11 protein-coding genes are annotated in these 12,336 nt (G+C 40.3%); all 11 read left to right on the plus strand.

Annotation, left to right across the window (positions count from 1 at the left end; all coding sequences use genetic code 11):
• Window positions 1–82 precede the first annotated feature (82 nt).
• The 11 genes from GM418_RS15665 to GM418_RS15715 all read left to right on the plus strand — a co-directional run bounded on the left by GM418_RS15665 (window position 83) and on the right by GM418_RS15715 (window position 12,324).
• Window positions 83–1,201 carry an acyltransferase family protein gene (locus tag GM418_RS15665; RefSeq protein ID WP_158867956.1) on the plus strand — a complete coding sequence of 373 codons (1,119 nt, stop codon included), beginning with the start codon at window positions 83–85 and terminating at the stop codon, window positions 1,199–1,201.
• A gap of 5 nt (window positions 1,202–1,206) precedes the next feature.
• Window positions 1,207–2,481 (plus strand): hypothetical protein, encoded by a 1,275-nt coding sequence (locus GM418_RS15670; RefSeq protein ID WP_158867958.1) that lies wholly within the window; start codon window positions 1,207–1,209, stop codon window positions 2,479–2,481.
• 460 nt (window positions 2,482–2,941) lie between these two features.
• Window positions 2,942–3,766, plus strand: coding sequence for a nitrogenase iron protein (gene nifH, locus GM418_RS15675; protein ID WP_158867960.1), 825 nt, complete (start codon window positions 2,942–2,944; stop codon window positions 3,764–3,766).
• Window positions 3,767–3,813: 47 nt separating this feature from the next.
• Window positions 3,814–4,134: a P-II family nitrogen regulator gene (locus GM418_RS15680; protein WP_217447489.1), complete on the plus strand. Its 321-nt coding sequence runs from the start codon at window positions 3,814–3,816 to the stop codon at window positions 4,132–4,134.
• A 20-nt stretch (window positions 4,135–4,154) separates the two neighbouring features.
• On the plus strand, window positions 4,155–4,529 hold the full coding sequence (locus GM418_RS15685) for a P-II family nitrogen regulator (RefSeq protein ID WP_158867964.1): 375 nt from the start codon (window positions 4,155–4,157) through the stop codon (window positions 4,527–4,529).
• 16 nt (window positions 4,530–4,545) lie between these two features.
• Window positions 4,546–6,177, plus strand: a complete 1,632-nt coding sequence (gene nifD, locus GM418_RS15690) for a nitrogenase molybdenum-iron protein alpha chain (RefSeq protein WP_158867966.1) — start codon at window positions 4,546–4,548, stop codon at window positions 6,175–6,177.
• Window positions 6,178–6,196: 19 nt separating this feature from the next.
• Complete coding sequence (nifK, locus tag GM418_RS15695) at window positions 6,197–7,579, plus strand: nitrogenase molybdenum-iron protein subunit beta (protein WP_158867968.1); 1,383 nt, start codon at window positions 6,197–6,199, stop codon at window positions 7,577–7,579.
• 170 nt (window positions 7,580–7,749) lie between these two features.
• Complete coding sequence (nifE, locus tag GM418_RS15700; RefSeq protein ID WP_158867970.1) at window positions 7,750–9,078, plus strand: nitrogenase iron-molybdenum cofactor biosynthesis protein NifE; 1,329 nt, start codon at window positions 7,750–7,752, stop codon at window positions 9,076–9,078.
• A 6-nt stretch (window positions 9,079–9,084) separates the two neighbouring features.
• Window positions 9,085–10,491, plus strand: a complete 1,407-nt coding sequence (locus GM418_RS15705) for a nitrogenase component 1 (protein ID WP_158867973.1) — start codon at window positions 9,085–9,087, stop codon at window positions 10,489–10,491.
• Between the two features lie 77 nt (window positions 10,492–10,568).
• Window positions 10,569–11,921, plus strand: a complete 1,353-nt coding sequence (locus GM418_RS15710; RefSeq protein ID WP_158867975.1) for a radical SAM protein — start codon at window positions 10,569–10,571, stop codon at window positions 11,919–11,921.
• Window positions 11,922–11,976: 55 nt separating this feature from the next.
• Entirely contained in the window at window positions 11,977–12,324 is a 348-nt protein-coding gene (locus GM418_RS15715; RefSeq protein ID WP_158867977.1) for a NifB/NifX family molybdenum-iron cluster-binding protein, read from the plus strand.
• The last annotated feature ends 12 nt before the right edge of the window (window positions 12,325–12,336 follow it).

Genomic DNA, 12,336 nt, shown 5'->3' on the forward strand with positions numbered 1-12,336 from the left:
ACAGTGTGAGTGCAAATGCCAGGGGGTGAAACCCTTGGTATTTTTATTTAATTTTTTACTATTAAATGGTAGATGTTAATTTATGAGTATAAATAATCAAACTTCAAAGGTGGCTTTACCGGGCAGGGTAGTGTCTGTAGATTTTTTTCGTGGAATTACCATGTTTCTTCTGGCGGGTGAATCCACAAGATTGTTTGGACAGTTGCTGAAAATTGATAATGGGTTTATGCAGTTTCTGGGAACACAACTCGAACACCACGAGTGGCACGGCCTGCATTTTTGGGATCTTATTCAACCGTTTTTTATGTTTATTGTGGGGGTGGCCATACCATTTGCAGTTGCAAACCGGAAACGAAAAGGCGCTACCGATAAACAAATATTGTATCATGTTTTAAAACGTTCTTTTTTATTGTTGTTTTTTGGCTGGGGACTTTATTTTGTAGCTGCAGGCAGACTGGTTTTTCGTTTTCAGAATGTATTGGCACAATTGTCTGTTACATACCTGGTTGCCTATCTTATTATGAATAAAAGTTTTCGTTTCCAGATAATTTTCACACTGCTTGTTTTACTTTTAATTGATCTCGCGTACCGGTATTTCCCGGTCGAAGGTTTTAACCATCCCTGGACAAACTACGAAAATTTGGGTGCCTGGTTCAACAACAAAATCGAAGGAGTAGAAAAAGCCAGCGAGTGGGCTACGCTTAACTTTGTTTCAACAACAGCACATACCGTTTGGGGCGTACTTTGTGGCAAATTGTTGCAAAGTGAAAAAGAACCGATGAAAAAAATACAGATTTTAACAGCAGCTGGAATAGCAGCTTTACTTATTGGCTTTTCTCTCGACTGGTTGAATGTAACGCCAATTATTAAAAAAATAGCAACTTCTTCTTTTGTATTTGCAAGCGGCGGCTGGACCATTCTTGTTTTGGCATTTTGTTACTGGCTAATTGATGTCAAAAAGTTTTTCCAAAAAGGTTCGCTGTTTTTTATTATTGTGGGAATGAACAGCATTTTTATTTATATGTTCTTTCACCTTGGAGGATCTGGTTGGATTCAGGAAATTTTAAATCCGTTCAGCGAATTTCTGTTTTCGCGGGGGGGCGATTTGATGGTCGGAATTATAACAAGCCTGGCAACCTGGGCAGTACTTTGGTATATCACTTTCTGGCTTTATAAAAACAAGGTTTTTGTTAAAATCTAGTTAAGATGACAGGTTCTTCCCGACGTAAATTCGTAAAAAATACAGTAAAGGCTGCTGCCGGAGCATCAATACTTGGAAATATGAAAATTATAAGTTCCTGTACCTCCTGGAAAAATATTTCCGACGAATTGGAAATATTTATTCCCATGCCTGTTCAGGTGGTAATCGACGATGTTGGCTGGTGGTCAGGTACGGATGGCAGCAAGTGGCAGGAGCCATATCGTACAGGTATAAATCGAAATCATGTTCCGGCAGATTATCAGGCCATTGTTGAGCTTGGTAAATCTTTGGGAATCAGACCGCAGGCTGCCACTATTTTATGTGAATGGGATAAGTATAATATTTTGAGTCAACTTCCTACGAGCACATGGATGGGAGAAAAGTGGGATAATTCAAAATGGGTTGGCGACTGGCTTGATGAAGCTGCTGAAATCATCCGTAATAATAAGGAACACTTCGAATTAACAGTTCACGGTATCGGTCATGAATATTGGGAAAACGGAGCTTTCACACGAGCGGAATGGACGGATTCAAACGGGCAGATGCGTCCTGTTGAGCAGGTTGAACTGCATCTGGATTATTTTGAAAGATTGATGAAGCAACACAATCTGGGGCCATTTCCCAAATCATTTGTACCTACTGCATTCAGGCATTCGTTCGGACCGTCGGAAGGAAGGAAGATTAGCCTGGCATCCCTACTCAGAAAAAGAGGGATAAATTATATTAATAGTCCGTTTGAGTCAATGTATAATTCACACCGAATCCAACATAAACTTTTTGGATTTGATGATGGTGTAATTACTATAGACAGGGGTAGCGATGAGTTTCCATGGTTAACTTTTCCCGGAAATCCTTCTAAAGGTTTAACAGGCCCTACATGTGGTCTGCATTGGCCCAATATGTTACATCCTGAGCCTGAAAGAAACTTGGAAGTGGTTCAAAAATGGGTAAACTATTTAAAACCCTATAATGAAAAACCTGAAACGATATTGGCTTCTGATTCTGTTGATTTTCAACGACAACTAATCCATCATTCGCTCACTAAAAAAGAACGAACAGGTAATTCAGTTATTTTCGATTTTTCAGAATCAGACAAATTGCTGAATAACATTCTTAAAAAACGTTTAATAATAAAAGTACTCGCAGACAGACCCATTGAATTTAAACCTGATGGGATAAAAATTGAATCTAAATCTTTAGTGCTGAATGAAAAATATTTGTTCACGCTTAAATTGGAACGAATAGCTGAATCTGCAAAGGCACAAATTAAATTAATCTGACCCTTTTTAAAGGAATCCGACCGCAAGAGGATAAAATTATTGAATGAAAAATCCTAACTGACAGGCGATATCCTGTTTGTCCGGGAACAAAAAATAAAGCATTCATGTTGGCTCTGAATCTATGATTGCTAAACAGTTTAGTATAGTCTCCATCACCTTTATTCAAAATTTATTTTCCTACCAAATTGTAGGTTAACCCTATGTTAACTGACTTTAACTTGTTGATTATCTGATGTAATTCGTGTCTGCCACTCGAATGTAGATGCTAAAAGTAAATCTTACAATTATGTAGGATTTTTTGATTTTCTTATTTAAAACCATTTTTAACAAGCTTTACTTATTGTCTGGTATTCAGTTTTTTATATGAATATGTTTTAAAAGTATGTTGTCGAGCATGTTTTTTGGCACATCTCTCGTTAGAGGCTTGCCAAACGAAAATTAAATTTTAAAACTGAGTAACATGAGAAAGATTGCTATTTACGGGAAAGGTGGAATTGGTAAATCAACCACAACCCAAAACACAGTTGCAGGACTTGTAGAAGCAGGAAAAAATGTAAAAGTAGTAGGATGTGATCCAAAAGCAGACTCCACAAGGTTATTGCTTGGCGGATTAGCGCAAAAGACCGTTCTCGACACACTTCGCGAAGAAGGTGAGGATGTAGAATTAGAAGACATTGTAAAAGTAGGATACGGTGGTGTACGTTGTGTAGAATCCGGAGGTCCTGAACCAGGAGTTGGTTGTGCCGGTCGTGGTATTATTACTTCGATCAACCTTTTGGAACAACTTGGTGCATGGGACGAAAGTTTCAAAATCGACTATACATTTTATGATGTATTAGGTGACGTTGTTTGTGGTGGTTTCGCAATGCCAATCCGCGAAGGTAAAGCACAGGAGATTTATATTGTTGTATCAGGTGAAATGATGGCAATGTATGCCGCCAACAATATTTGTAAAGGGGTTAAAAAATATGCTCAGGCCGGTGGTGTTCGTTTGGGTGGATTAATCTGTAACTCCCGAAAAGTGGATAACGAAAGAGAAATGATTGAAGAATTGGCGAAACGTTTGGGTACAAAAATGATTCATTTTGTTCCTCGCGACAATATGGTTCAACGCGCTGAAATCAACAGAAAAACAGTAATCGAATATGATCCTTCCCATAATCAGGCGGATGAATATCGTGCGCTGGCAAAAGCGATTGACGAAAACGACAAATTTGTTATTCCGGAACCTCTGGAAATTGAAGAACTCGAGAAGTTGTTAATTGACTTCGGTATTGCCAGCTAATTTAAACCAAAAAAATAAATCAAAAATCAGGAGGAACAAATATGTTAATGATTAGAGCAATTATACGTCCCGAGAAATCAAGCAAAGTTTTGAAAGCCCTTTTTGAGGCTGGCTATATAGCAGTTACAAAAATTCCTGTTGTTGGCCGGGGGAAACAGAGAGGTATAAAAATCGGGGATGTAACCTACGATGAGCTTCCCAAAGAGATGTTGATTATGGTCGTTAAAGATGAAGACAAAGACTTTGCAGTAACAACCATTATGGAAGCTGCCCGCACCGAACCAAAAGGTGCATTCGGAGATGGAAAAATTTTTATCTCTCCGGTTGAAGAAGCCTATACAATCAGTAGAGGAACGAAAGAATTATAAACCATTAAAGTTTTTGTGTTATGAAAATAATAATGGCTATAATCAGAATTGATAAAATGAATGCAACCAAACGTGCTTTAACAGAAGCCGGTATCACTTCGATGACGGCTACAGGTAAAGTGTTTGGAAGGGGAAAAGGTTTTTGGGATGCCAAAGTAATGGAGGGCGCAAAGAAAGATATGCCTGAAGCACTCGTACATCTTGGAAAAGAGCCCAGACTCAGACCTCAGCGTGTATTGAATATTGCTGTTTCTGACCACAATGTTCAATTAACAATTGATACGATTATTGAAGTTAATCAGACGCCTGCTCCCGGAGATGGAAAAATCTTTGTCCTTCCATTGGATGATGCATTGAGGGTTCGCACCGGTGAAACAGGCACGACAATTCTTTAATTAAAAAGACAAAATTATGCCGAACAAAAAGAATTATACAAACGGATTACCAGATCCTTCCGAATTAAAGGAAGAAATCCTGAAAAAATATCCAAGAAAGGTAGCTAAAAAAAGAGCAAAGGCAATGGTTGTTAATGACCCTTCTGAAGGTCAGGAGATTATGGCCAATGTTCGCACCATTCCCGGAATTATTACTCAGAGAGGATGTACCTATGCAGGTTGTAAGGGTGTGGTTCTTGGTCCGACAAGAGATATTATAAATATTACACACGGACCGATTGGTTGTGGTTTTTACAGCTGGCTGACACGTCGCAACCAAACCAAACCTGCAGAAGGCGAAGACAATTATATGCCTTATGCTTTTTCTACCGACATGCAGGATGAGAATATTGTTTTCGGTGGTGAACAAAAATTGAAAACAGCCATTCGTGAAGCGTTTGAAATTTTTAAACCAAGTGCAATCAGTATTTTTTCTACATGCCCGGTTGGGTTGATTGGCGACGATGTACACGCAGTTGCCCGCGAGATGAAAGCTGAATTAGGAATCAATATCTTCGGATTTAGCTGCGAAGGCTACCGCGGAGTTTCTCAGTCAGCCGGTCACCACATTGCAAATAACGGAATTTTCAAACATGTAGTTGGAAATACTGATCGGGAGCGTACAGGTAAATTTCAGGTGAACCTGATGGGCGAGTACAATATTGGTGGTGATGCCTTTGAAATAGAAAGAATTTTTGAAGAATGTGGAATTACACTGCTTTCAACTTATAGTGGAAACTCAACCGTTGAAAGTTTTGCATATTCTCATACTGCCGATTTAAACATGGTAATGTGTCACCGCTCCATCAACTATATTGCCGAGATGATGGAAGAAAAATACGGCGTTCCATGGATCAAAGTGAATTTTATTGGTGCTGAATCTACTGCAAAATCGCTGCGAAAGCTGGCTGACTATTTTGGAGATGATGAACTAAAAGCCAAAGTTGAGGAAGTTATTGAGCGTGAAATGGTCAAGGTAAAAAAAGTTGCTGAAGAAGTAAAACCCAAAGTGGAGGGAAAACTGGCCATGATGTTTGTAGGTGGTTCACGTGCGCATCACTATCAGGATTTATTTAATGAATTGGGAATAAAAACAGTTTCTGCTGGTTATGAGTTTGCACACCGCGACGATTACGAAGGACGAGAAGTAATTCCAAATATTAAAATTGATGCTGATACCAGAAATATTGAAGATTTGGAGGTTACAAAAGATGAGGAACATTTCCGCGATGACCTGGTGACCAAAAAAACAGAACTGGAAAAAGAAGGTTACACATTTAAAGACTACCAGGGAATGATGCCCGAGATGTCGAAAAATGCCCTTGTTGTTGACGATGTTAACCATTGGGAAACTGAAAAGTTAATTGACTTCTACAAACCGGATATTTTCTGTGCCGGAATTAAAGAAAAATATGTGGTTCAAAAATATGGAGTGCCGTTAAAACAGTTGCACTCATACGACTACGGTGGTCCTTACGCTGCTTTTGGCGGTGCTGTTAATTTCTACAAAGAAATGGAAAGAATGCTGGCTACCAATATTTGGAAACTGGTTGATACTCCGTGGAAACACGAACCGGAAATTGTAGGAAGTATTTCAATTGAGGCTTAAAAATTAGGAGGACAAAATTATGATACTACGTCATACAACAAAAGAAGTTAAGGAAAGAAGCGCGTTGACTGTGAATCCGGCAAAAACATGCCAGCCGATAGGTGCAATGTATGCAGCTTTGGGTGTTCACGGGTGTTTGCCACACAGTCATGGTTCGCAAGGGTGCTGTTCGTACCACAGAAGTACGTTAACACGTCACTACAAGGAGCCGGTAATGGCATCAACAAGTTCATTCACCGAGGGTTCTTCTGTGTTTGGTGGACAAGCAAACCTGTTGCAGGCTATCGATAACATCTTCGGAATTTATGATCCGGATATTATTGCAGTTCACTCTACCTGTCTGTCAGAAACCATTGGAGATGACCTTGGACAGATTGTAGGAAAAGCAAAGGATGATGGAAAAATCCCGGAGGGAAAACATGTAGTTCAGGCATCCACTCCAAGTTATGTAGGTTCGCATGTAACCGGATATGCCAACATGGTGGAAGCATTTATAAAATATTTTTCATTCAATACCAATGAGAAAATTCGTCAGGTAAACCTCCTCTCAGGTTGGGTGGAACCATCTGATATGAGAGAAATAAAAAGGATTACGGAAATGATGAACATCAAATCTGTACTTTTTCCTGATACTTCAGATGTGCTGGACACACCAATGACCGGGAAATATCAAATGTATCCCAAGGGCGGAACAACAGTTGACGAAATCGTGAGTATGGGAAATAGTATGAAAACAGTTGCTATGGGCGAATGGTGCAGTAAAAAAGCTGCCATCATGCTCGATAACAAATGTAAAGTACCGTTTAGTTTAACCGATATTCCGATTGGATTGAGTGCAACAGACCGTTTTGTTCAGGCACTTTCAACAGCAGGAAAGGTTTCTATTCCAGATAGCATATCTGAAGAACGAGGGAGACTGGTTGATGTAATTACCGATATGCACCAGTATTTATACGGAAAACGTGTTGCTCTTTGGGGCGACCCGGATACACTCCTCCCTTTGGTGGAATTTTTGGTGGATATCGATATGAAGCCGGTTTACATCGTTTCCGGAACACCAGGAAAAGCTTTTGAAAAACGGATGGCTGAAGTTCTGGGAGAAAAAGTTCCGGAAGCCAAATTTAAAAATGGTCCGCAAGCTGATATGTTCCTGATGCATCAGTGGATTAAAGAAGAACCAGTGGATTTATTGATTGGTAACACCTATGGAAAATACATCTCCCGTGATGAAGGAATTCCGTTTGTTCGTATGGGATTCCCAATTCTTGACCGAATCGGGCACAGTTACTTCCCCACTGTAGGGTATTCAGGCGCAATCCGTATTCTAGAAAAAATGCTTGGTGTTCTAATGGATCGGCAAGATGCAACGGCACCTGAAGAGTCGTTCGAATTAGTAATGTAACTAAACATTCTTATAACTACCCAACCTTCCGGGTGTAAAAACCCGGAAGGTTTATAAAAAAATTGCACTATAAAACAATCATGATTAAAGATGTTAAACACAATTGCGAATGATTAAAATTCTTCGTCTTGTGTCTTGATTCTTGCGTCTTGGTTCTAATTTATTAGAGTATGAATCAATTTCTGAAAGATCGCGAAACACAAATTGTAACAAAGGGGAAACACAGCGCAGAAATAGCCTGCGAGAAAAAGAGTTTGGCTGGTTCGGTTAGCCAGCGGGCATGTGTGTTTTGTGGTTCAAGGGTAGTTTTATATCCGATTGCCGACGCACTGCATGTGATTCACGGACCTGTGGGGTGCGCTTCTTACACCTGGGATATTCGCGGAGCTCTTTCATCGGGGCCGCAATTGCACCGACTAAGTTTTACCACTGATTTAAAAGAAAGAGACGTGGTTTTTGGCGGTGAGAAAAAATTGTACCATGCACTTTGCGAATTGATCGATAAACATCAACCCAAAGCTGCTTTTGTTTTTTCAACCTGCATTATTGGTGTAATCGGCGACGATGTAGAAGCGGTTTGTCGCCAGGTGACTCGTGAAAAAGGAATTGATGTAATTCCGGTAATGTCTGAAGGTTTTAACGGAACTAAAAAAGACGGATACAAAATTGCCTGCGGAGCGCTTTCAAAATTGGTAGGAACCGATGATTCTTATAAACCTTCAAAATATTCCATCAATATTTTAGGTGATTTTAACCTCGCCGGCGAACTTTGGATTTTAGCTGAATACTATAAAAAGCTTGGTGTTGAATTGGTTTCCTGCATGACTGGCGATGGCCGTGTAGAACAAATTCGCCGGGCACATAAAGCTACTTTGAATGTGGTTCAGTGTTCGGGATCGATGGTGCATCTGGCAAAAGAAATGAAAGAAAAGTACGGCATTCCTTTTATGAAAGTTTCCTATTTCGGAATTGAAGACATGTCGGATGCTTTGTACGAAGTTGCCCGTTTTTTCAAAGATGAGGAGATGATGCAAAATGCCAGGGAACTGGTTCGCGAAGAAATTTCGCAATTGCTTCCGGCGTTGCAACCGTATCGGCAGAAACTGGAAGGTAAAAAAGCAGCCATTTATGTAGGTGGTGCTTTTAAAGCCATTTCATTGGTAAAAGCCTTGCGTTTACTTGGAATGAAAACGGTAGTTGTTGGTTCACAAACCGGAAATGCCGACGATTATAAACTGCTCAAAGAATTGTGCGACGATGGAACCATCATCGTTGATGATTCGAATCCAAATGAACTTTCAGAATTTGTAAAACTTACGGGAGCCAACCTTTTTATCGGAGGAGTAAAAGAACGCCCGATTGCCCATAAACTGGGCTTAGGTTTTTGCGACCACAATCACGAACGGAAAGAAGCCCTCGCCGGATATGTCGGCATGATGAACTTCGCCAAAGAAGTATATGCATCGGTTACCAGCCCAGTTTGGAAATTTATAAAATAAGAAACCATGTTTGAGACCAATTCAGTATTAGCAAAAGGTACAGATTACAAAGCAACGCAAAATGCTTGCAAACTTTGTTCTCCGCTCGGCGCGAGTGTTGCCTATAAAGGATTCGAAGGTTGTGTGCCGCTTATTCATGGTTCGCAGGGATGCGCCACATACATTCGTCGTTATTTAATTAGCCACTACAAAGAACCCATCGATATTGCTTCGTCAAATTTTACAGAAGACTCCACCATCTTCGGAGGTGATAGAAATTTTAAAATTGCGGCTCAAAATATTATTAATCAGTACAAGCCGCAACTAATTGGAATTTCTACTACCTGCCTGAGTGAAACAATTGGAGATGATGTTACGCTTTTTCTTCATGAATTAAAAGGTGACGATTTTGATGGAAATGCTGAATTTGTTGTGGCTTCCACGCCTAGCTATCAGGGGACGCACATTGACGGATTTCATGAAGCTGTGGCTGCGGTGATTCGTAAATTTGCCAAAAAAGGAAATACTGGTGATCATATTAATTTGTTCCCGGGATTTATCTCTACAGAAGATATTCGTTTACTAAAAGAAATTGTTGCCGAATTTGGAATTGAAGCATCTATTCTTCCTGATTATTCTGAAAGTTTGGATAATCCGGTTTGGCACACTTATAAAAGAATTCCCGAAGGCGGAACAACCATGGAAGAGGTTGAAAAAAGCGGCTCTGCCAAAGCTTCCATCGAATTTGGAACCGTATTGAATTTAGGAAAATTGAGCGGGCGTGTGAAAAATTTAAATCTAACCAAAACCGGCGCTCAATATTTGGAAAAAGAAATGGACGTTCCGTTGGTTCGTTTGCCAATGCCAATCGGGATTACGCAAACCGACCGTTTCTTTGAAGAACTTGGAAAATTAACAGGAAAGAAAACACCTGAAAAATATACAAAACAACGTGGCCGTCTGGTTGACGCTTATGTTGATGCACATAAATATGTCTTTGGGAAAAAAGCCGTGGTTTACGGCGAAGAAGATTTTGTTGTAGGGATGTGTTCTTTCCTCGACGAAATTGGAATTGAAGTTGCTTTGGCTGCCTCGGGTGGCGAAAGCGGTTTACTCGAAGGTGAGATTCTAAAACATTGTCCTGAGAATGGCGATAAAATAACTGTTCGCGAAGGATACGATTTTGAATCAATTCGTGAATGGTGTTTGGCGAATAAACCTGATATTTTGGTTGGCCACAGCAAAGGATACTACATTGCGCGCGAACTCGGGATTCCAATTGTTCGGGTTGGTTTTCCCATCCACGATCGTGTGGGCGGACAACGTATTAAACACCTTGGCTACTCAGGCACGCAGGAACTCTTCGATAAAATTGTAAACGCATTAATTGAATACAAACAAGATTCCTCTCCGGTGGGATATAAATATATGTGAAAAAGCCCCTCCTAGCCTCCCCACGGGGAGGGATAAAGGGAAGCTATTGAATTATAAAATTTAAAATATAGATCAATATGAAAGACACTAATAGAAATACGGAATCAAACTTCCTTTCCTTTGGAGAGGACCGGAGAGAAGCATGCACCCCTCCTTCGGAGGGGCTGGGGGAGGCTATTCTTAAAACACATCCATGTTTCAATAAAGAAGCGAAAGGGGAATATGCCAGGGTTCACCTGCCGGTGGCACCATTGTGCAACATTCAATGTAATTATTGTAAACGCGGTTTCGATTGTGTTAACGAAAGCCGCCCGGGTGTAACCAGCGAAGTATTGTCGCCGGAACAGGCTTTGGCATACACAATCAGGTTAAAGGAAAAAATGCCGCACCTTTCGGTCGTGGGAATTGCCGGACCTGGCGATCCGTTTGCCAATCCTATCCAAACGATGACAACTTTACGTTTGATTCGGAAAGAATTTCCGGAAATGGTATTGTGTCTTTCAACCAACGGATTGAATGTTTTGCCCTACATTGAAGAGTTAAAAGAATTGAATGTGAGCCATGTTACGGTTACTTTAAACGGAACCGAATCGGAAACACTTTCAAAAATATATAAATGGGTACGTTTCGAAAAACGGGGTTATTTCGGAAAACAAGGTGCTGAAATTTTGTTGAAAAATCAGATGGAAGCGATTCGTGCTTTAAAAGGCGTTGGTTTTATCGTGAAAGTAAATACCATTGTTGTTCCCGGAATTAACGACGATAAAGTAGGCGAAATTGCTGCTGCCATGAAAGAAATGGGAGTAGATGTTATGAATACCATTCCGCTTTATCCCGTTGAAGGAACTCCGTTTGCCGAAGTTGAAGAGCCTTCTTCTGCTTTTATGAAAGAAGTTCGCAAGGAAGTTCGAAAACATTTGCCGCCAATGACGCACTGTTCGCGTTGCCGTGCCGATGCTGTTGGTTTATTGGGTCAGGACGACCCGGAAGCAAAACGTATTCTTTCTGAAGTTTCGTGTCTTTCAGTAAATATGGATGAATCGCGGCCAAACGTTGCAGTTGCCAGTTACGAAGGATTGTTGGTAAACCAGCATTTGGGTGAAGCAACACAGTTGTTTATTTTCAGAGAAACGCCAAACGGATACAAAATGCTGGAACAACGTCCAACTCCAAAACCAGGAGCAGGAAATTCCCGCTGGAAAGAATTGGGAGAAGTAATCGACGATTGCCGTGCGTTGTTGGTGGGTGGAATCGGGCCTTCACCATCTTCTATTTTGGGGCGTTCAGGAATAAAAATCGTGGAAATGACAGGTTTGATTGACGATGGTTTGGATGCCGTTTACAAAGGCAAAGAATTAAAAACGCTGAAAAAAGCCGATGTATTTAAATGCGGCGCAGAATGTTCCGGCAAAGGAACTGGTTGTGGTTAAAATTCGTTTTCAAAAGTCTTGTGTCTAAAATCTATTAATCTAAAAATCTTTTAAAATGAGAATAGCAGTTACAACAAGCAATGGAGAAAAAGTAGATCAGCATTTTGGGAAAGCTACAAGTTTTAATATTTACGACGTGGAAGACGGAGCTTTAAAAATGGTTGATTTGCGGCAGGTTGAATCATATTGTGAATGTGAAGACGGGGAGCCGGTTGAGCCGAATCACAAGTTTAAACAAGACCGTTTCTCAAAAGTAAAAGAAACCATAAAAGATTGCGAAAAATTATACACGCTTCAAATTGGCGACGTACCAAAAGAAAAACTTGAAATTGTTGGAATTGCTGTTCAGGAATGCAAGTGTGCAATCGATAAGATTCCAAATTGCAAAGGAGAATGTAAATAAGTGCCCCATCCT

Origin of the sequence: Maribellus comscasis, assembly GCF_009762775.1 — a bacterium.
GTDB lineage: Bacteria > Bacteroidota > Bacteroidia > Bacteroidales > Prolixibacteraceae > Draconibacterium > Draconibacterium comscasis.